Origin of the sequence: Micromonospora sp. NPDC007271, assembly GCF_040634005.1 — a bacterium.
Lineage (GTDB): Bacteria > Actinomycetota > Actinomycetes > Mycobacteriales > Micromonosporaceae > Micromonospora.
The window spans coordinates 26,689-47,324 of record NZ_JBEYER010000056.1; the positions used below are offsets into that span (position 1 = coordinate 26,689).

Here is a 20,636-nt window from a genome sequence, read left to right on the forward strand (position 1 = left end):
CTTACTTCCTTCCAGTCCGCGTGGACGGTCGGGCCGTCCGCTGCGGGTTCGGCCGGTCAGTCGGTCAGGCCGAGCAGCCGTTCGGCGTTGCCGGCGAAGATCGCGCGCAGGTGGTCGTCGGGCAGGCCCAGTTCCCGGCAGACCCGGAGCTGGTCGTCGAGGTAGCGGGTGACGTAGCCGCGCGGGAACCAGGACGAGTCGCTGCCGAAGACGATCCGGTGCGGGCCGATCGTCTCGTAGCAGCGACGGAAGAGGTCCTCCAGCGTCAGCTTGTACGGCATCCAGCGCACCCACTGGTTGGAGCCGGACGTGTCGACGTGGATGTTGGGGCAGCCCCACGCGGCGAAGAACAGCTCCTGCACGTGCTGGACGCCGAAGTGCGGCACCACCACCGCCAGCTCCGGGAAGCGGCGGGCCATCCGGGCCAGCTCCTCGGGGCCGCCGTACCGGCCGAAGCTGAGGCCGCCGGCGCTGCCGTAGTGCCCGATGTGGATCAGCACGGGCACGCCGAGGCGCTGCGCGGTGCCCCAGAGCGGGTCCAGGTCCTCGTGGTCGAGCGGGCCGCGCAGCAGCGGGGCGAACAGCTTCAGCCCGCGCAGGCCGCGCTCGGTCACCGCGCGGTCCAGCTCCCCGGCGGCGTCCGGGCCGTACGGGTCGTGGTGGGCGAAGCCGAGCAGCAGGTCCGGGTGGCGGTCGACCACGTCGGCGAGGGCGTCGTTGCCGCCGCCGGTCACGAAGACGGCCTTGCGGATGTTGACCCGGCGCAGTTCGTCGGCCCAGCGGTCGGCCTCGTCCTCCCAGCGCTCCGCGGGGGGCTCGGGGTCGGGGAAGCCCCACGCCTGCCGCCACTGTCGGGCGTACGGCGCGGAGCCGGTGGCCCGGACCGCCCGCTCATGCTCCCCGCCGGGGTGCATGCCGGCCGCCTGCTCGCAGGCGTGGATCGTCTCGTCCGCACCGATCCGGAAGTGCAGGTGGAAGTCGACGACGTCCAGTCCACGGTCGACGGTCATGAGGCTCCCCCACTCGGCATCGGCTCGGCGGTCGGCGGGGACGGCGGCTCGGCGGCCACCCAGGCGGCGACGATCTCCCGCAGCCGCGCCCCGGCGAGGTTGCGGACCCGGCGTCCGGCCTCCTCACTGGCCAGCGAGACGTGCCCGGACCAGCCCTGCCAGGGGTCGGGGCGGGACTCGACCAGCACGTACGGATGGCCCACCGGCAGCTTCGGCTTCGGCGGCAGGTCGGCGGCGGCGTCGAGGCGTACCGCGCCCGGGTCGAAGCCGAGCACGCCCGAGGTCTCGTACGCCCCGCCGTGGCCGCGGGCCGGCAGCGCGCCGTAGATCTCCGCCGTCTCCGCCGCGGTGACCAGCTGGAACCAGTTGACCAGCAGCAGGCTGGCGGTACGCCGGCCGGAGACCCATTCCATGGCGGCCCGGACCGTGGACATGTTCGCGTCGTGGCCGTTGACCACCAGCAGCCGGGGGAAGCCGGCGGCGACGATCCCCTCGATCACGTCGGCGAGGTAGCCGACCGCGATCTCCGGCCGGATCGCCACCGTCCCCGGCCAGGGTCGGGTCTGCCCCGGGCAGGCCGCGTACGCGACGGCGGGAAAGAGCACGCCGCGCGGCCCGGGCGCCTCGGCGGCGCTCTCCCCGGCGAAGCCCTCGGCGAGGATCAGGTCGGTGCCGAGCGGCAGGTGCGGACCGTGCCACTCGACCGCGCCGACCGGGAGCACCGCGAAGTCGGCGGCCGCGGCCACCGCGGCGAGTTCCCCGCCGGGGATCCGGGCGGCGGGGAGCAGCCCGCCACCCGCCGGCCAGGTCACGCCGTCCATCGCGCCGCCTCCCGGCTCGCCTTCGGGCCGCTCTCCAGCCGCCCGGAGAGCACCATCACCACGAAGATCAGCACGATCTGGAGCATGCCGTACGCGGCGGCGGTGCCCACCTCGAACGAGTACATCCGGTTGTTGATCTCGACGGAGATCGGCGCGGTCTCCGAGGTGTAGATGAGCACCGAGGCAACGAACTCGCCGACGCCGTGCACGAAGGCGAGCAGCGCGCCGGCCAGTACGCCCGGCAGCATCAGCCGCAGGGTGACCGTGCCGAAGGCCCGCCACCAGGACGCCCCGAGGTTGCGGGCGGCCTCCTCGAGCGACGGGTCGAGCTGCGCCAGCGTCGCCGAGCTGGAGCGGAACACCAGCGGCAGGAACCGCACGAAGTACGCCAGCGGCATGATCCAGAAGGTGCCGATCAGCACCTGGCCGAGGCTGAACGCGTTGCCGGTGCTGAACGCCGAGATCAGGTTGATCGCCACCACCGTGCCGGGCAGCGCCCAGGCCAGCATGACCGCCACGTCGAGCAGGGCGCGGCCGCGGAAGTCCAGCCGGCGGACCGCGTACGCGACGAGCACGCCGACCACCACGCAGGCGACCGTGGCGATCAGGCTCATCTGCAGCGAGTTGACGATCGGCCGGTACGCCGTCGGGTCGGAGAAGATCGTGACGAAGTTCCGCATGGTGTACGCCGAGGGGATCACCTCGGTCGTCCACGAGCCGTCCTGCGAGAACGCCACCAGGGCGATCGTGCCCACCGGGGCGAGCAGCACCGCCGTGGCCAGCACCGAGGCGAGCAGGGCCAGCCACCGGCCGAACGGGTTGGTGATCTCCCGACGGTGCGAGGCGATGCCCTTGGACTGGGAGCGGTAGCTGCGCCGCCCCTCGTACCAGCGCATGCCGAGCAGGAAGAGCACCGACACCACGCCGAGCACCGAGGCGTACGTGGAGGCCATCGGCAGGTCGCCGTTGGTGCGGTTGATGTAGATCTGCATGGTCATCGTCTGGTCCACCCCGAACAGCAGCGGAGCGGTGTACGACGCCAGCGACGTCATGAAGACCAGCAGCGAGGCGGAGACCAGCGCCGGGGTGAGCATCGGCAGCAGCACCGTGCGCCAGACCCGGACCCGGCCGGCGCCCAGGTTGTACGCGGCCTCCTCCACCGACGGGTCCATGCCGACCAGTGCCGCCGAGGCGGCCAGGTAGAAGAACGGGTACATGGTGAAGGTGTGCACCACCAGCACCCCGGCGATCCCGGTGAACGGCAGCACCGGGTTCTCGGCGCCGAACAGGTGCTGCAGGCCACGCGGCAGGATGCCGGTCTCGCTGTAGAGCAGTTGGAACGAGATCGCCCCGATCAGCGGCGGCAGCGCCGCCGGCACCAGGATGATCGCCTCGATCAACCGGCGGCCCGGGAACGAGAAGCGCTTGAGCAGGAACGCCATCGCCACGCCGACGATGCCACAGAGCACCACGCTGGCCGCGGAGATCACCAGTGAGGTGACCAGCGAGGAGCGGGCCACCCCGTCACCGGTGAGGAAGACGGTGTAGTTCGACAGGCCGTCCGCCCCGACGCTCTCGGCGAAGGTGGCGAACATCGGCTGGACCACGTACCCGAAGAGGATCAGCGCCAGCGGGAAGACCAGCACGTACGGGAACCAGCGCGAGTTGGCGCCGCCAGCGAACCGGGCGGAGCGGCGGGTCCGCGGTGGCGTCGGGTCCTCGGTGACCGGCGGGACGGTGGCGGTGGCGGGAATCGTGCTCATGGGCGCACCACCCACATCCGCTCCCGGGGCAGCCGCAGCCCGACCTGGTCGCCGGCGGCCAGCCCGGCCGGCACGTCGATGGCGGTGACCTGCACCGGCTCGCCGGCCACGTCGACCAGGAGGTTGGTGGACATGCCGGTGAACTCCAGCTCGGCCACCCGGCCGGTGAGCGCGCCCGCCTCGGTGGCCGAGGTGAGCCGGATGTGCTCGGGCCGGACGGAGACCAGCGCGGTGGCGCCCTCGCGCAGGCCGTGCTCGGCGGGCGCGGCCACGGTCACCTGGTCGCCGCCGGGCAGCGCGACGGTGACGGTCTGCGGGCCGGCGGTGGCCACCGGCAGGCTGAGCACGTTGCTGCGGCCGATGAACCGGGCCACGAAGGCGTTCGCCGGCCGGTGGTAGATCTCCTGCGGCGCGCCGATCTGCTGCACCCGGCCGGACTCCATCACGGCGATCCGGTCGGACATCGCCATCGCCTCGGCCTGGTCGTGCGTGACGTAGATGGCGGTGGTGCCGCTCTCCTGCTGGATCCGGCGGATCTCGACCCGGGTCTCCTCGCGCAGCTTGGCGTCGAGATTGGACAGCGGCTCGTCGAGCAGCAGGGTACGCGGCCGGATCACCAGGGCGCGGGCCAGCGCGACGCGCTGCTGCTGGCCGCCGGAGAGCTGGTCGATGCGGCGGTCGCCGTAGCCGGCCAGGTGCACCTGGCCCAGCGCCTCCTCGACCCGGCGCTTCGACTCGGCCCGGCCGACCTTGCGGATCTTCAGGCCGTACGCGACGTTCTGCGCCACCGTCAGGTGCGGGAAGAGCGCGTAGTTCTGGAACACCATGCCGGTGTCGCGCTTGTTCGGCGGGCGGTGGGTGACGTCCTCCTGGCCGAAGCGGATCCGGCCGGAGGTGGGGAAGTAGAAGCCGGCCACCATGCGCAGGGTGGTGGTCTTGCCGCAGCCGCTCGGGCCGAGCAGCGTGAAGAACTCCCCCGCGGCGATGCTGATGTCGACGTCGTCGACGGCGGCGATGTCGCCGCCACGAGCGAAGCGCTTGCTCACCGACTCCAGCGTGACATCGATCATGATGTCTCTCCTTGCGTCCGGTACCGGGTCTGCCGGTGGTGGGTGGGGGCCAGACCCGGTCTGGCGGTGCGTACGGGAGGCGGGGTGCCGGGTGCGCCGCACGCACCCGGCACCGCCACGGTCAGCCCTTGTTCTTGATCTGGCTGTTCCAGTGGTTGATCCACTCGGTCTCGTGCTTGCCGATCACGTCCCAGTCGACGTTCAGCGGCTTGAGGTCGAGCTGGGCCAGCCACTCCGGCTTCTGCGCGATGTCCACGGCCGGGATCTGGAAGTAGTCCTTGGCCAGGTCGGCGCGGAGCGAGTCGTCGAAGAGGAACTCGATGAACTTCTGCGCGCCGGTGGTGTTACCGCCCTTGACCGCGGCCAGGCCGTCGACCAGGACCGGGGCGCCGGAGGCCGGCACCACGTACCCGAAGGGCATGTTGGCCTGGTTGGCCTGGAGCAGGACGTCCTGCAGGTTCCAGGCGCTGAGGACGCCCTGCTGACGGGACAGCTTCAGGTAGAGGTCGGTCGGGTTGGCCGCGTACGCGCCGGTGTTGGCGTCCAGCTTCTTCAGCCAGTCGTAACCGGGCTGGGGGTTGCTGCCGTCCGGCGACTGTCGCTGGATCATCGAGGCGTAGATCGACCGCATCGTGCCGGAGGCGGCCACGTCCCGGATGATGATCTTGCCCTTCCACTCCGGCTTCAGCAGGTCGTCCCAGTCCTTCGGGGCCTGCTCCGGGGTGAGGGCCTTGTTGTTGTACATGATGACCTCGGGCAGCAGGATCTCGCCGAACCAGCGGCCCTCCGGGTCCTTGTACTTGGCGTCCATCTTGCCGGCGAACGACGGCTGCCACGAGGTGAGCAGGTCCTCCGAGGCGCCGGCGGCCAGCCCCTGCTGGGTGCCGCCCCACCAGACGTCGGCCTGCGGGTTGGCCTTCTCTGCCCGGACCCGCTCCAGGATCTCCTGCGCGCCGAGGTTGAGGACCTCGACCTTGCCCTTGTACTCGGGGTACTTGGCGGTGAACTTGTCGACGACGAAGGTGGCGACCTTCTTGTCGCGGGCCGTGTAGATCGTCAGCTTCTCGGCGCCGCCCGCGGCGGCGTCGTTCGAGCCGCCGGCACAGGCGGTGCCGGCGGCGAGGACGGTGGCGAGCGCACCGGCGAGGAAGAGTCGGCGTCTCATGGAGTACCTCCGAGGGGTGGGGAACTACGTTGTTCGGGGAATGGGGTCAGGGGGCCGGCAGCAGGGTGGACAGTCCCGCGGCGGCGGCCGAGAGGGCGTAGCTGACCGCGCCGTGCAGCACGGCCCGGTCGCCGAGGACCGCCCGGCGGACCTCGGTCGAACTCGGCGCGGCGGCCGAGACGAGGTGCTGGAGGCGGTCGACGGCGGCGTCGTCCAGTTCGGCGGCGGCCCCGCTGAGCAGGACCCGGCCGGGATCCACGACGCAGGCGCAGGAGACGATGAGGCGGGACCAGGCGGCCAGCACCTCGTCCAGGTACGCGGCGGCCCGGTCGTCGGCGGCGGCCAGCTCCACCAGCGTCCGGACCGGCGACGCGGGACGGCGGCCGGGTGCCAGGGACACCACCTGCTCCGCGATGGCGCTCTCCGACCAGCGGGCCTCGAACGGGCCGATCCCGTCGTGCCCGCGGTCCGCCGGGTCGAGCGGCAGGAAGCCGACCTCGCCGGCCGCCCCGCCGGCGCCCCGGCGAACCTGGCCGTCCAGCACCAGCCCGGCGCCGATGCCGTCGGACACGTGCAGCAGGAGCAGGTCGGCCACGTCGGAGCCGGCGCCGGCCGCGTGCTCACCGGCGGCCATCAGGTTGACGTCGTTGTCCACCACCACCGGCATTCCGAGCCGCCGCTGGACCGACTCCCCTATCGGCCGGTCCTCCACGAGACCGACCGACGGGGCGAGCCGGACCGCGCCTCCGGAGGAGACGCCGGGGGCGGCGATGGCCACCCCGCGCAGCGCGGGCAGGCCGTCGCCGGCCAGTTCGGGCACCGCCTGGCAGATCAGGTCGACGATGTCGCCGATGAGCCGGACGGTGCGGTGGGCGACCACCGCACCGTCGCTGTCGGCGATCTCGCAGCTGATCCGCGAGGGCTCCAGCGAGACGGCCGCGACCAGCTCGGCACGGGGGTTGAACTCCAGCATGGCCCGCGGCCGTCCGGCCCGGGACGTCCCGGGTCCCCGCTCGATCAGGTAGCCCTCGGTGATCAGGTCGCGGACCAGCGGGGTGAGCGTGGCCGGGCTCAACCCGGTGAGCTCGGTCAGCTCGGCGCGGGAGAGCACCCGCACCTGGCGGGCGGCGGAGATCACGGAAAGCCGCTTGATCTCCTTCGACCGCTCCCGGCTCACCGGGCTCATCGGTGGCGTCACCACGTCGTTCACACTTCCTTCCTACGGCGAACGAATTATTGAGTCAAGTAACGAAAGCGTCTCGGTCGGCTGACGCGGGCATGATGACCAGCGGAAATGAGGGGAATCGGGACACGAACGGACAGCGCCGGAGGTTCGAGCCGCCGGGCCAGCGGAGCACATAAGGGGCAGTTAGTTTCTTTCGCAAAATAAGAAAGATCTTGCACAGCATTGACGGGCCGCCGCGCCGGTCCCTAGCGTCACCGGGCGAAGGCCTTCCAGTGTGTACGGCCCGCCGTACCGCTGCGTACCCGGCGGCCCCGGGCGCCCGAACGCGCCCGCCGTCCCGCCGCGACCAACACCGTCCGAACGCGACCACCACGTCGATGCCGCGCGTCCGACGTCGACCGCCGCTGCTTCCGGACCCGTTTCCACGGAAGGATCTGCATGCGAATCAAGGCGTTCCTGCTACCCACGGCCCTCGCCCTGGCCCTCACCGGGGCGCCGGGCACGGCCCTCGCCGCACCCGCGACCAACCGTCCCGCCGACACCGTCGACCTCGACGTGCTCTTCGTCAGCGCCCATCCCGACGACGAGGCGGGCAGCCTCGCCACGCTCGGTCAGTGGAAGGAGCGCTACGGCACGAAGGCCGGCGTGGTCACCATCACCCGGGGTGAGGGCGGCGGCAACGCGGTCGGCCTCGAGGAAGGCCCGCCGCTCGGCATCATCCGGGAGCGCGAGGAGCGCACCGCGATCGGCCGGGCCGGGGTGGAGAACCTGTACAACCTCGACCGCGTCGACTTCTGGTACACCGCGTCCGCTCCGCTGTCCGAGCGGATCTGGGGGCACGACGACACCCTCGCGCAGATCGTGCGGGTGATCCGGCAGACCCGGCCGGAGATCATCATGACGATGAACCCGTCGCCCACCCCGGGCAACCACGGCAACCACCAGCAGGCCGCCCGGTTCGCCGCCGAGGCGTTCCACGCCGCCGCCGACCCGGCCGCCTTCCCCGAGCAGCTCTCGAAGGAGGGCCTGAAGCCGTTCCGGCCGGCGAAGTTCCTGCGTACGGGCGGCACCGGTACCTCGTCCGCCGGCCCGGAGTGCGCGTCGAGCTTCGTCCCGACGGTGCCGACCGACCAGGTCTTCGGCGTCTGGGAGGGCGCCCCGAGCAACAGCGGGAAGACCTGGGCCGAGATCGAGGTGGACGCCCGCCGCGACTACGTCACCCAGGGCTGGGCCGGCACCGCCGCCGCCCCGGCCGACCCGGCGAAGATCCGCTGCGACTTCTACACCCTGGTCGACAGCCGGGTGCCGTACGACCCCACGGACACCTCGCCGGAGGCCATCCTGCGCGGTTCGGTGCTGCCGGCCGCGCCCGGCGGGCTGCCCCGGGGCAGCGAGCTGTACCTGACCACGGACCGGTTCGACCTCGCTCCCGGCGAGACCGTCAAGGTGACGGCGCACGTCCGGGCACCCCGGGACCGGGCGCTGACCTCGCCGCGGCTCGCGCTGCGACTGCCGCAGGGGTGGGCCGCCGGCGGCTCCGCCACCCTGGGCGGCACGATGCCGCCCGGCCAGGAGCGGACCGTCACCTTCACCGTCACCGTGCCGGCCGACGCCGACACCAACCAGCAGCAGCTCGTCGGGGCGACCCTGACCACCGGGCAGGGCGCCGGGCGTACCGACCGGGCGGTCCGCGTGGTCGCCGACGTGCGAGGCACCCTGGAGCCGCTGCCCGAGGTGGGCATCTTCCGGGACTGGGCCGGCACGAGCGGCTACCCGCAGCTCGACACGCTCATCAAGCCGGTGCTCACCATCGGCTCCGGGCAGAGCCGGGCGGTCCGGGTGGACCTGCGTAACCACGGCGAGACCGCACAGCGCGGTCAGGTCACCCTCGGGCTGCCCGCCGGCTTCACCGCCGACGCGGCCACGAAGAGCTACTCCGAGCTGGCACCCGGCGCCACCGGCGCGGTGACCTTCACCGTCACCAACACCGACCCCACCCTGCCCACGGCCAATGAGGGCGGTACGGGCGGCGACTACGGGATCACCATCACCACCACCAGCGCCGCCGGCAGCACCGTGGAGACCGGCGCCCTGGAGATCGTGCCAACCAGCGAGGTGCCGCACGCCGGTCCCGGCCACGCCGTCGACGGGATCGCCGCGCCCGGCGAGTACCCGGGCGAGGAGCTGGACCTCTCCCGGATCTGGGAGGGCGAACCCACTACGGCGCAGGACGCCTCGGCGACCGGCCGGGTCGCCTGGACCGAGGATGCCCTGAAGGTCTTCGTGCAGGTCACCGACGACGTGCTCGGCAAGAAGGTGGTGCCGCAGGACTGCAAGCGGCAGCGCCGCACCGACAGCGTGGAGATCATCATCGACCCGAAGGGGAATTCGACGGACACCTCCACCGTCTTCAAGGCCGGCATCTTCCCGGTCACCGACGACCCGGCCAACGGGAACCCGCCCTGCTGGCAGCGGGACGCCGACAACCGACAGGGACCGGGCACGACCACCGCGCCGGGGATGTCCGTGGTCAGCAAGGTGACCTCGCCCTACACCGGTTACGCCATCGAGGCGAGCATCCCGTTCGCGGTGCTGCCGGACGCGGTGGACCCGACCCGGATGGGCCTCAACGTGCTGGTCTACGACTCGGACACGCAGGATCTGACCTCCCAGTCCCGGCTGGGCTGGTCCACCTTCACCGGCGTCCGGGCCGACCCGTACCGGTACGGGCTGGTGACCCTGCCCGGATTCAACCCGGCGGCGCGGCAGCCCAGCGCTCCGGTCTTCCCGGACACCGCCGCGCGCAGCGTGCACAGCCCGCAGACCATCGCCCAGTCGGCGGTGGACGGGGTCGCGCCGGCGGCCGTCCCGGCCCTCCCGGCGGGAGCGCTGCGGCTCACCGACGCCCGCACGGTCCCGGGCGGCGTCTCGGTCACCCTGCGCGCCGACCGGGCCGGCACCGCGTACCTGTACGGCTGGGACGGTGACCGGGCCCTCGGTGACCACACCGTGGACCTAGCCGCCGGCCGGTCGGTGACGGTGGTCGTCCCGGTCACCGGCGGCACGCCGACGGCCCTGCTGGCGGCGTTCGAGGCCGGCGGCTCGGCACTGGCCAGCCAGCTCCGGCTCGCCTGACCCGGCGCGGCGGGGCCCCGGGTCGGCGCTGCCGGCTCGGGGCTCCGCCACGCGGCGCAGCCGGTGGTCGCCCTCCGGGTCCGTCCGGCCCGTCGCCGGGCACCGCCTTGATCGAGGCAACCGGTGGTCGCCCCCGGCCGCCCGGCGCCGCCTGAATCGGCGTACGGGTCAGGTGCCGCAGGCGGTGGCGGGCAGGCCGGTCACCGGGACCGGGGAGCGGCCGGCCGGGCGGGCCTTCCCGGCGAGCACCCGGGCCAGCGCGGTCATCGACGCCTGGCTGGACGAGTAGGTGGCCAGCAGCGTCGGCGACTTGGCGGTGGCCAGCACGTACGGCGTGTCCATCGCCACCGTCACGGCCGCGTCGGCCCGCAGGTCGCCGGCACCGTCGCCGTACCCGACCAGATGCACGATCCGGCCGCCGCTCGGCACGACCTCGAACCCGGCGGCGGTGAGCGCCTTGGCCAGCGCGGCGCGGGTGCGGTCCCGCCCGACGGAGGCGGTCACCGTGACCGGCCCGGCCACCGGAGCGTCGCAGCGGCCACGCAGCATCGTGACCCCGGCGGCGGCCAGGTCGGCGGCTGCCCTGCGGTGCTCGGCGCTGCCCAGCGTCGAGAGGTCGGGGACTGGCCGGTCGGCCAGCTTGAACTTCATGGTCAGCACTCGGGTGACCGCCTCGACCAGTCGGGCCCGAGGCAGCGACCCGGAGCGGAGCGCGGCGAGCAGCCCGTCGTACGCCTGGGTCACGTTCGGGGTCATCAGGATGAGGTCGTTGCCCGCGTTCAGCGCCCGGACCGCGGCCTCCCCCGGCGACCAGCGCTTCGCCGGCGCCATGTTCATCCCGTCGGTGATCACCACGCCCTCGAAGCCGAGCTGGCCGCGGAGCACGTCGGTGAGAAGCTTGCGGGAGAAGGTGGCGGGGGTGCCCGGGTCGACCGCCCGGACGTCGAGGTGGGCGGACATCACCGCCATCGTGCCGGCGTCGATCCCGGCGCGGAACGGCGGGAACGCGGTGCGGTCCAGCACCGCCCGGGACTGGCCGACGACCGGCAGGTCCTTGTGCGAGTCGGCGGCGCTCAGGCCGTGCCCGGGGAAGTGCTTGACGCTGGCCGCCACCCCTTCGGCCTGCAGACCGCGGACCGCGCCGGCCACCTGGGCCGCGGCGCGCCCCGGGTCAGCCCCGAAGGAGCGGGAGCCGATCACCGTGCTCCGGGTGGCCAGCACGTCGGCGACCGGGGCGAAGTCCAGGTTGATCCCCATGGCGGCCAGCTCGGCGCCGGCGGCCCGCCAGGCGGCCTCGGTCAGCGCCGGGTCGCCGGCCGCGCCGGCCGCGAGCGAGCTGGGCAGCAGGGTGACCCCGTCGGTGATCCGGGTGACCACGCCGTACTCCTGGTCGGTGCCGATCAGGAACGGCGCGGCACCGGCGGGAAGCCGGCCGGCCGCCGCTCGCAGGCCCGTGGTCAGCTCCCGCACCTGCGTCGGGTTGTCGACGTTGGTGGTGGCCTGGTTGCCCGAGGTGGGGTCGTCGGCGCTGAAGCCGACCAGGATCACCCCGCCGAGCCGGTACTTCGCCACCATCTCAGCGGGTGTGTCGACCCCGGCGAGGTCGCGGTTGCCGGCCGCCGAACCGGGCGAGACCTTGGTGGCCGAGCTGCCGTACGCGTACGGCATCAGCACCTGGCCGACCAGGTCCTCGTCGGCGAGGGTGCGGACCAGGGCTTCGGCCCGGGCCTCCGGGCCATCCGGGGTCGGGCTCGGGGCGGTCGGGGAGGCGCTCGGCGACCCGCCGGGCGCCGGCGGACCCGGCTGCTTCGCGCAGCCGGAGCCGAGCAGCACGGTCAGAGCGGCGAGCGCGAGCACAATACGCCGAGGGGTGGTCGACACGGGCCCATCCCATCAGGCTCCGCGTATCGGGGCAACTTGACCTTCGGTCAGCCCACTCGGGTGAGCAGGGTCACCGGCGCGCCGTCGCCCGCGTACCGGTACGGCTCCAACTCGGCGTCCCAGGCGGTGCCGAGCGCCTTGTCGAGGGCGTGCGCGAGCGCCTCCGGAGCGCGGGCGGACGCCACGATGGTGCGCAGCCGGTCCTCGCCGAGCTGGATGTCGCCGGCCGCGCCGACGGTGGCCCGGAACAGCCCCCGCCCCGGGACGTACATGAACCGCTCCCCGTCGACGCCCGGACTCGGCTCCTCGGTCACCTCGAAACGGATCATGGGCCACTGCCGGAGGGCAGCGGCCAGCTCGGCGCCCGTCCCCGGGCTACCGGTCCACCCGCACTCCGCCCGCCGGGCGCCGGGCTCGGCGGGCTGGGCCGTCCAGTGCAGGTTGACCGGCGCGGCGAGGACGCGCGCGATCGCCCACTCGACGTGCGAGCACACGGCGAGCGGGGTCGAGTGGACGTATACGACGCCACGCGTTGGCACGGTGACCTCCCGGAGAGCGAGGTGCGTCTTCCCCTACGACCTCGTCCACCCGAGTGGCCTGTGCAACACATGATGACCCGTGTGCCGTGTGGTGCGCCAGCGAATCGGAAAATTCGCCGGACCCGGGCGGCGGAAATACCCGGGTGGCCGACCCCGTTGACCCTCCTGACGGCGCGACGACCAGCCAGGCGTCGAGGTCGTGTACAGTTCTCTGGGCGGTTCTGTGCCGCCGCACATCTTCGCGGGCCGGCGCTCACCGAGCGTCACCCGCACCAGCCCCCGGACGTTTCAGTCCCTCCCGTACGTCTGCAAGGAGTACCTCCGTGGCGAGCAACACCTCTAAGACCGCGCGCGCCTCAGTCCGGGCCGGCCAGGCTGGCCAGGGTGGCGCCCTCAGCGTGCTGGGCGAGTTCAAGTACGTCATCCCGCTCAACGGCGGCAAGCACGCCTACGTGCGCAACCTGACCAACGGCAAGACCGCGCACCTGCGCACCGACTCCGAGGCCTTCGTCGAGGAGATCCGGACGCTGGCCGCCGCCGGCCACGCCGCCAAGGTCCGCGCCGAGCTGAGCGGCCTCGCGGCCGCCTACCCCGACCACGGCTGGGACGCCACCGAGAAGCGTCTCGTCGAGGCCGGTGTCTTCGAGGGCTGAGCCCCTCACCGCGTCACCCGAACCGCCCGCCGGGTCACCCCGGCGGGCGGTTCGCGTTTGGCCCTGCCGGGCAGCTGCCACCGGCATGGCCCCGGCGAGGGCCGCCAGCGCGGCCCGTACCCTCATTCAGCCCGTCGTGCCCGCCGCGTGACCACAGGAGCCCCCGTCTTGAGCGACCAGACCACCCTGGACCGGGAGATCGCCGTCGAACAGCGACATCTCGACCGGGTGTACGCCCGGTTGGCGGAACTGCGCCGCTCGGCCGCCGACGCCGAGCGGGAGGGCTACCGGCTGGCCCGGGTCGGCAACTTCGGCGCGCTGGTGGAGCGGGACGCGATGGTCTTCCACGCCGCGCAGCGCCGGCACGTGCTGGACGCCGAGCACGAGGGGCTGGTCTTCGGCCGGCTCGACCTGCGTACCCGGCAGGTGCTGCACGTGGGGCGGCTCGGGGTGCGCGGGGAGAACGCGGAGACGCTGGTGGTGGACTGGCGGGCACCGGCCGCCGCCGCCTTCTACCGGGCCACCCCCGCCGAGCCGATGGGCGTGGTACGCCGGCGCACCATCCAGTCGTCGGCGGAGCGGGTCACCCGGATCGAGGACGACCTGCTGGACCCGGAGGCGGCGCCGCCGGACCTGGCGGTGGTCGGTGACGGCGCGCTGCTGGCCACGCTCTCCCGGGCCACCGGCCGGGGCATGCGGGACATCGTCGCCACCATCCAGCGGGAGCAGGACGAGGCGATCCGCTCCCCCGGCTCGGGCGTCACGATCGTCTCCGGCGGTCCGGGCACCGGCAAGACGGCGGTCGCCCTGCACCGGGCCGCGTACCTGCTCTACTCCGACCGCGCCCGGTACGCCGGCGGCGGCATCCTGGTGGTCGGCCCGTCCGGCGTGTTCGTCGAGTACATCGCCTCGGTGCTGCCCTCGCTCGGCGAGGAGACCGCCACCCTGCACTCGCTCGGTTCGCTCTTCCCGGGAATGTCGACGACCCGTACCGACCCGCCGGAGGTGGCGGCGGTGAAGGGGTCGCTGCGGATGCGCCGGGTGCTGGAACGCGCGGTCCGGGACGCGGTGCCGGACTCCCCCACCGAGCTGCGCCTGCTCTACCGGGGCGAACTGCTCCGGCTGGGCCGGGCCGAGCTGGACGCGATCCGGGACCGGGCGCTACCGCGTGGCGCCCGCCGCAACGAGGTGCGCCGGGTCGGCTTCGACGCCGTTCTCGCCGCCCTGTACACCCAGGCCCGGGAGCTGCGGATCGGGCGCCTGCCGGAGCAGCCCGCGTTCGAGGACGAGATCATCGACCGGCCGGAGTTCCGCGAGTTCCTCAAGGCGTGGTGGCCGCGACTGCACCCCCGGCACGTGCTGGGCTGGCTGGCCCGCCCCGAGCGGCTGCGCCGGTACGCCGGCGGCATCCTGGCGGCCGGCGAGATCCGGCTGCTGACCGAGGCGTACCGGAGCCTGGACACCGAGGGGCTGACCATCGCCGACATCGCCCTGCTGGACGAGTTGGACGCGCTGCTCGGCAAGCCGGTCCGGCGGACGAAGCCGAAGCGTGACCCGTTCCAGCTCGCCGGGGGTGTCCGCGAGCTGAGCACGTACGCCGACCGGCAGCGGGCGGCCCGGGCCGCCGTTCGGGAGCGCCCGGAGGACTACCGCGACTACGCCCACGTGGTGGTCGACGAGGCGCAGGACGTCTCGCCGATGCAGTGGCGCATGATCGGCCGGCGCGGCCGGCTGGCTTCCTGGACGGTGGTGGGTGACCCGGCGCAGACCGCCTGGACGGGGGACCCCGGGGAGCTGACCCGGGCCCGGGACCAGGCGCTGGGGCGGCGCCGCCGGTACCGGTACGAGCTGACCACCAACTACCGCAACTCGGCCGAGATCTTCGCGGTGGCGGCGGCGGAGATCCGCCGGCGCTACCCGGACCTGGCGCTGCCGAAGGCGGTGCGCTCCACCGGGGTGCCGCCGGTCGAGCGGACCGTGCCCGCCGCCGAGCTGCCCGCCGCGACCGTGGCCGCGGCCGGCGCGCTGCTGGCCGAGGTCGAGGGTACGGTCGGCGTGATCACGCCGGTGCCGCGCCGGGACGAGGTCGCCGGCTGGCTGGGCGACCTCGGCGGCGCCCGGCTCCAGGTGGTGACCAGCCTCCAGGCCAAGGGCATGGAGTACGACGGCGTGGTGCTGGTGGCGCCGAGCGAGATCCGCGCCGACCCGGGCTCGGGGGTCCGGACGCTCTACGTGGCGCTGTCCCGGGCCACCCAGCGCCTCACCACCCTGGACCCGGTCGGCTGATCCCCACGCTCACTTGCATACATAGCGATGTGAGCATAGATTGGGTCGGGCGGGGGTACGGGGCGGAAGGGTGTGGGCGTGGGCGCAGGTCATGACCACAGCGGCACGGTCACCAACGCCGCGCACCGCCACCAGGGCCGGCTCTGGGCCGCGTTCGGGCTGCTCACCGCCCTGATGCTGGTCGAGGCGGCGGCCGCGTTCGCCACCGGCTCGCTGGCCCTGCTCTCCGACGCCGGGCACATGTTCACCGACGTGCTCGGCATCGGCATGGCGCTCGCCGCGATCACCGCGACCCGGCGCGCCAACGCCGACCCGCAGCGCACCTTCGGCCTCTACCGGCTGGAGGTGCTGGCCGCGCTCGCCAACGCGGTGCTGCTCGGCGCGGTCGCCGCCTACGTGCTCGTCGAGGCGGTACGCCGGTTCGGCGAGCCGCCGGAGGTGCTGGCCGGGCCGATGCTGGCCGTGGCGGTGCTCGGCCTGCTCGCCAACGTGGTCGCGTTCGCGCTGCTGCGCGCCGGCGCACAGGAGAGCATCAACCTGCGCGGCGCGTACCTGGAGGTGCTGGGCGACCTGCTCGGCTCGCTCGGGGTGATCGCCGCCGCCCTGGTCATCACGTTCACCGACTGGTGGTGGGCCGACCCGCTGGTCGCCGTGGCGATCGGGCTGTTCATCCTGCCGCGCACCTGGCGGCTCGGGCGGGCCGCGGTCCGCATCCTGGTCCAGGCCGCCCCGGAGCACCTCCAGGTGACCGCGGTGCGCGACCGGCTGGCCGCGGTGCCCGGCGTCGCCGAGGTGCACGACCTGCACGTCTGGACGCTCACCTCCGGCATGGAGGTGGCCTCGGCGCACCTGACCATGAGCCCCGGCGCGGAGGTGGGCGAGGTGCTGGCCGCGGCGCGGGCCGCCCTGCACGAGGACTTCCGCATCGATCACGCCACGTTGCAGATCGAACCCGGAGCGTCGGCCGGCGCGTGCGGATCAGTCGAGTGGTAATTAGGGCAAACTTAAATCCAAGTGGCTATTGTGACTAGTGACGGCTTCTGTCCGATTTTTCGCCGCGGTTGACGGCGACGGGTCGGAGCAGCGCCGGTAGGCTCGGTCGCGGCCTCCGCCGGGCGGCGCACCACCGGCGCCCGCGGCGGCCGTCGCCTAATCGCCGCGGTACGGCGAGCCGGGGAACCACGTACCTGGGGTGCATCCGCGTCAGCGGTAGGGATCTTCCGTCCCGAACCCGTCAGCTAACCCGGTCGGCGGTTGACGGAAGGACACGTGAATGCCATCTGTGGCACCTGTACGACGGACGGCCGCCCGGTTGGCGGCCCTGCTCGTCGCGGCGCTCGCCCTCGGCGTCGCGACCACGCCGGTCTCCCCCGCCGGGGCGGCCGGCCTGCTCGCCGCGGCGCCCGGCGACGACGAGGGCGGCACCCCGGCACTGCGCGCCCAGCTCGATGCGGCCAGCAAGGGCTGGCTGGACGCACGGGCCGCGCTGAACCGGTCGGTGCAGCGGCAGCAGCAGCTCGCCGCCCAGCTCAAGACGATCAACGCCGAGCTGGGCGTACGCGACGCCAAGGTCGGCGAGATCGCCGGGGTCGCGTACCGGACCGGGCGGCTCGGCACGGCCGCGGCGCTGCTCGGCAGCGGCAGCCCGCAGGGCTTGATGGACCGGGCCGCCACGCTGCAACAGGTCGCCGCGCAGGAGGACCGCGCGCTGCGCGACCTGATCGACACCCGGGACCAGGCGACCCGCACGCAGGCCGAGCTCAGCGCCGAGATCCGAAATCAGCGCAAGCAGGTCGCCGTGATGGCCAAGCGCAAGGAGCAGGCGGAACACGCGCTGGAGGTGGCCAACAAGCGGGCCGCCACCGCCGCCGCCAGCGGCGGCAGCGTGCAGGGCACCTCCAGCGCCAACGCCAAGCCGGCGCCGCGCAACGCCAACGGCTCGTGGCCCGCGGAGTCGTGCAGCGTCAACGACCCGACCCCGGCGAACGGCTGCATCACCCCGCGCATGCTGCACGCGCTCCAGGAGGCCAAGGCCGCCGGATTCACCCGCTACGTCTCCTGCTACCGGCCCAGCGGCTCCGGTGAGCACCCCAAGGGGCGGGCCTGCGACTTCGCCGCCCAGAAGGACGGCTTCGGCGGGGTGGCCACCGGCGGCGACCGGACGTACGGCAACAACCTGGCCGCCTACTTCATCCGCAACGCCGACCCGCTCGCCGTGCTCTATGTGATCTGGTTCAAGCAGATCTGGCTGCCCAGCAGCGGTTGGAAGGCGTACAGCGGCGGCAACGGCGACCCGTCCAGCGATCACACCAACCACGTGCACCTGTCGGTGTACTGAGGGCCCGCGGGTGGCCCGCCGTCGGGCGGGCCACCTGCGGTCGCCTACGTCCACCGACGTACGCCGGGTGTCGCCGCGCGCCCCACGACGCCGGGCCGGCGAGGGCCGAGCATCTCCGGTATGAAGCAACTCTCTCCCACCGGACGCAAGGCCCTGCTCACCCTGCACCTGGTCACCTCGCTGGGCTGGCTCGGCGCCGACCTGGGGCTGCTCGCCCTCGGCGTGGCCGGGCTGCGCGGGGCCGACCCCGAGGTGGTCTACCCGGCGGCGGGGCTGCTGGTCACGTACCTCTTCGCCCCGCTGAGCGTGCTGGTCTGGCTGATCGGGCTGGCCAGCGCGCTGCTCACCCCGTGGGGTCTGCTGCGCTGGCGGTGGGTGCTGGTGAAGTTCGTGATCACCACGGCGATGCTCGGCCTGGTGCTGCTGCTGCTCACCCCGACCGTGCGTCGGCTCGGCGAACTCGGGCCTGACCTCGCCGCCCGGGACCGACTGGACCTGGTCGTCCCGCCGGCGGTCTCCAGCACCCTGTTGATCGTCACGACCGTGCTGTCCACCTACAAGCCGTGGGGGCGGCTGGTCCCCGCCAGGCTCAGCCCGCCTGCCTCTCCAGGGCCGCCCCGAGCCGGCTGGCCAGGCCGAGGTGGGCCGCCCGAGCCTGCCGGAAGGCGTACCCGAACAGCGGCGCCGGGGCGGAGAGGGTGATCTCGACGTCGACCCGCACCACGCCGTCCGGCTCGTCCCGCAGGCGGGTGTGGTTGCGGACCGTGGTGGCCGGTTGCTGGCGGGCCACCGTCACCACCTCGTCCTCCGTGGCGATCAGCACGTCCGCCTGGTAGGTGACCGGGAAGTGCAGCGGCCCGAATTCCAGCCGGTCCGTGATCGCGTAGCTGGCCAGCGCACCGGGCCGGGGCGGCAGCTGGCGGACCCGGACGATCAGCGGATGCAGCTCGCCCTGGCGGGTCAGGTCGCTGAGCAGGGCGACCGCGTCCGTCCGGGTGCAGCGGGCCTGCACGGTGTAGCTGAAAGTGTCGCTGCTGAGCAACGCCGTACTCCCTTGCCGTCGGCGATCCGGACGATCGTCCCGTAACCGAGGCCCGCTGGCAACGGTCGCCGAGAGCGTACGGAAGCTGCGGGCTGGTGCCCGCCTCGCGTGCCGCCGGTAACTGTGGGTGATAGTCGCCGTCAAAGGTATGCCGTCACCGAGCGTGACGGCGCCGTGGACACCTCTGCGCGAGGCTGCTACCGCCTCAGCCAGATGACCAGCGGAAACTCGGGAAGCAGGGGCCACCGGAAAACCTTCCTCGCCCCCCTTTGCTTTGCAGCCATATCCGCAGCCAAGAACCGTGCGTGACCGTTGCGTGGGTGGCTGCAGAGCAAAGGCAAGGGTGAGTGGTGGGTGCGGGCTGGCCCGCATTCACTCGACGTGACCGTGGTCGGTGCGCTGCCGGGGCCTGACCGGCCGCCACCACTCAGCTGGGCTGCACCCGCGCTCAGGCGCCGGGCAGCACCTGGGGGGTGCTGTCGGCGAAGTACGGCTCGGGGGCGCCGAAGAGGCCCAGCAGGCCGGTGACCCAGAGCTGGCGGTGCACGAACCGGCTCGGCTCGGTGACCACCAGCTTCACGCCGCTGACCTCGGCGGTCTGGAAGCCGGCGACCAGGGCGCTGATGCCGACGGAGTCGATGAAGGTGACCAACCGCATGTTCAGCTCGATCCGGGACGGGCGGCCCTTCGCGAGCACCTCAGCGACCGCTTCCCGCACCTCGTACGCGGTGTCGACGTCGATCTCGCCCCGCGGCGCGATCTGGATGACACCACCCGGCAACACCGACTGCACGATCGACAGGCTCACGCGAGCACCTCCACTCGCCCGTACGGGCGCCTCATCAGTACGCGGGCCGCGACCGAGAGTATTCCTCCGATGGCCTCGGTCGCCACCCCTCGGGATGGGCAATTCGCGAACTGGGCACACCTGGGCATCCCAGTCCGGATCCTCCAGCTCCTGTTCTTCCCGGACGACACTTCTCATTCTCCAACGACCGGCCGGGGTCGGTCGATCCGCCGACCCAGGGTAGCCGCCCGCCACCGGTCCGGCACGCATCCGGTGCCGGCGCGTTCGAGCGGTTGGTCCTGTCCCGCCCCACCGGCGGCACCTGGCCTGGCCTGGCCTGGTTTGCCGCGACCCCGGCCGGGGCACTGCCCAGGTGAGCGCACCGTCACCCCGCCGGATGACCGCCGGAGTCCGAAGTGGCCGCCGGACTTCGCCCCCGAGGAGGTAACACCATGTTCGGAACCACTCTGCTGGACCATCGCAGCAAGCCGGAGCGGATCACGGACCAGGCGTGGCAGCACCTGGCCTCCGCCGTCGGCTCCGCCGGGGACGGCGTCCGCGGCGCCGCCCGCTCTGCCCGCCGCAACGGGTCGGGGCTGGCCGAGGACGCCGGTGACCTGATCGGCTCCGCCGCGGACGAGGCCCGCCGCCGGGCCGTCCTCGCCTTCGACGCGCTCGCCGGCCGCCGGCCGGCGCTGCCCTGGGCACTGCTGGTCAGCGCCGCGCTGGTCGGCGCCGCAATCGGCTGGGCCGCCGGCACCGCCGCCCGGGCCGCCGGAAGCCGGACACCGGACGTCGAGGAGATCGAGTTCGTGGACGTCGACCGGCCGAACTCCCCGGCCGACCTGGACGGCTGAATCGGCCCGACCGGCTCCGCCGGAGTGGGCCCGCTGAGCCGCGCCCGCCGGCGGCGGTGACCCCCAGCGGCAGCTCGGCGTACTCGGTCAGCACCGGGGCCTC

At 73.2% G+C, this 20,636-nt stretch carries 17 protein-coding genes and 1 riboswitch; of the genes, 7 read left to right on the forward strand and 10 right to left on the reverse strand.

What is annotated here, in order from left to right; translation table 11 throughout:
* Window positions 1-56: 56 nt before the first annotated feature.
* The 6 genes from ABZ570_RS20605 to ABZ570_RS20630 all read right to left on the reverse strand — a co-directional run bounded on the left by ABZ570_RS20605 (window position 57) and on the right by ABZ570_RS20630 (window position 7,039).
* Window positions 57-1,010 (reverse strand): amidohydrolase family protein, encoded by a 954-nt coding sequence (locus ABZ570_RS20605; RefSeq protein WP_358065747.1) that lies wholly within the window; start codon window positions 1,008-1,010, stop codon window positions 57-59.
* Entirely contained in the window at window positions 1,007-1,831 is an 825-nt protein-coding gene (locus tag ABZ570_RS20610; protein ID WP_358065751.1) for a creatininase family protein, read from the reverse strand. Before ABZ570_RS20610 ends, ABZ570_RS20605 begins: the two co-directional genes overlap by 4 nt.
* Complete coding sequence (locus ABZ570_RS20615) at window positions 1,819-3,594, reverse strand: iron ABC transporter permease (protein WP_358065754.1); 1,776 nt, start codon at window positions 3,592-3,594, stop codon at window positions 1,819-1,821. Before ABZ570_RS20615 ends, ABZ570_RS20610 begins: the two co-directional genes overlap by 13 nt.
* Window positions 3,591-4,664: an ABC transporter ATP-binding protein gene (locus ABZ570_RS20620; protein ID WP_358065757.1), complete on the reverse strand. Its 1,074-nt coding sequence runs from the start codon at window positions 4,662-4,664 to the stop codon at window positions 3,591-3,593. Before ABZ570_RS20620 ends, ABZ570_RS20615 begins: the two co-directional genes overlap by 4 nt.
* Before the next feature lie 121 nt (window positions 4,665-4,785).
* Window positions 4,786-5,829: an extracellular solute-binding protein gene (locus ABZ570_RS20625; RefSeq protein WP_358065760.1), complete on the reverse strand. Its 1,044-nt coding sequence runs from the start codon at window positions 5,827-5,829 to the stop codon at window positions 4,786-4,788.
* 46 nt (window positions 5,830-5,875) lie between these two features.
* Complete coding sequence (locus ABZ570_RS20630; RefSeq protein ID WP_358065763.1) at window positions 5,876-7,039, reverse strand: ROK family protein; 1,164 nt, start codon at window positions 7,037-7,039, stop codon at window positions 5,876-5,878.
* A gap of 414 nt (window positions 7,040-7,453) precedes the next feature.
* Between ABZ570_RS20630 and ABZ570_RS20635 the strand changes: the two genes are divergently transcribed.
* Window positions 7,454-10,150 (forward strand): sugar-binding protein, encoded by a 2,697-nt coding sequence (locus ABZ570_RS20635; RefSeq protein ID WP_358065766.1) that lies wholly within the window; start codon window positions 7,454-7,456, stop codon window positions 10,148-10,150.
* Window positions 10,151-10,318: 168 nt separating this feature from the next.
* Here the strand turns inward: ABZ570_RS20635 and ABZ570_RS20640 are convergent, their stop codons facing one another.
* A complete protein-coding gene (locus ABZ570_RS20640; protein ID WP_358065769.1) occupies window positions 10,319-12,031 on the reverse strand; it encodes a glycoside hydrolase family 3 N-terminal domain-containing protein in 1,713 nt (570 codons plus the stop codon).
* 47 nt (window positions 12,032-12,078) lie between these two features.
* Window positions 12,079-12,570, reverse strand: a complete 492-nt coding sequence (locus ABZ570_RS20645) for a DUF3145 domain-containing protein (protein ID WP_358065772.1) — start codon at window positions 12,568-12,570, stop codon at window positions 12,079-12,081.
* 323 nt (window positions 12,571-12,893) lie between these two features.
* Between ABZ570_RS20645 and ABZ570_RS20650 the strand changes: the two genes are divergently transcribed.
* From ABZ570_RS20650 to ABZ570_RS20670, 5 genes are all read left to right on the forward strand, one after another.
* A complete protein-coding gene (locus tag ABZ570_RS20650) occupies window positions 12,894-13,223 on the forward strand; it encodes a hypothetical protein (RefSeq protein ID WP_358065775.1) in 330 nt (109 codons plus the stop codon).
* A 168-nt stretch (window positions 13,224-13,391) separates the two neighbouring features.
* Window positions 13,392-15,509 carry an AAA family ATPase gene (locus tag ABZ570_RS20655; RefSeq protein ID WP_358065778.1) on the forward strand — a complete coding sequence of 706 codons (2,118 nt, stop codon included), beginning with the start codon at window positions 13,392-13,394 and terminating at the stop codon, window positions 15,507-15,509.
* A 78-nt stretch (window positions 15,510-15,587) separates the two neighbouring features.
* On the forward strand, window positions 15,588-16,502 hold the full coding sequence (locus ABZ570_RS20660; protein ID WP_358065781.1) for a cation diffusion facilitator family transporter: 915 nt from the start codon (window positions 15,588-15,590) through the stop codon (window positions 16,500-16,502).
* Window positions 16,503-16,645: 143 nt separating this feature from the next.
* Window positions 16,646-16,778: riboswitch (cyclic di-AMP (ydaO/yuaA leader) on the forward strand.
* A 4-nt stretch (window positions 16,779-16,782) separates the two neighbouring features.
* Window positions 16,783-17,847 (forward strand): hypothetical protein, encoded by a 1,065-nt coding sequence (locus tag ABZ570_RS20665; RefSeq protein WP_358065784.1) that lies wholly within the window; start codon window positions 16,783-16,785, stop codon window positions 17,845-17,847.
* A gap of 120 nt (window positions 17,848-17,967) precedes the next feature.
* Window positions 17,968-18,549 (forward strand): hypothetical protein, encoded by a 582-nt coding sequence (locus tag ABZ570_RS20670; RefSeq protein ID WP_358065787.1) that lies wholly within the window; start codon window positions 17,968-17,970, stop codon window positions 18,547-18,549.
* Here the strand turns inward: ABZ570_RS20670 and ABZ570_RS20675 are convergent.
* Window positions 18,437-18,889, reverse strand: a complete 453-nt coding sequence (locus ABZ570_RS20675) for an SRPBCC family protein (protein WP_358065790.1) — start codon at window positions 18,887-18,889, stop codon at window positions 18,437-18,439. The two genes, ABZ570_RS20670 and ABZ570_RS20675, sit on opposite strands and share 113 nt — an antisense overlap.
* Before the next feature lie 448 nt (window positions 18,890-19,337).
* Window positions 19,338-19,697, reverse strand: coding sequence for an STAS domain-containing protein (locus tag ABZ570_RS20680; RefSeq protein ID WP_358065793.1), 360 nt, complete (start codon window positions 19,695-19,697; stop codon window positions 19,338-19,340).
* 431 nt (window positions 19,698-20,128) lie between these two features.
* On the opposite strand from ABZ570_RS20680, the gene ABZ570_RS20685 reads away from it, so the two are divergent.
* Window positions 20,129-20,533, forward strand: a complete 405-nt coding sequence (locus ABZ570_RS20685; protein WP_358065797.1) for a hypothetical protein — start codon at window positions 20,129-20,131, stop codon at window positions 20,531-20,533.
* Window positions 20,534-20,636 lie beyond the last annotated feature (103 nt).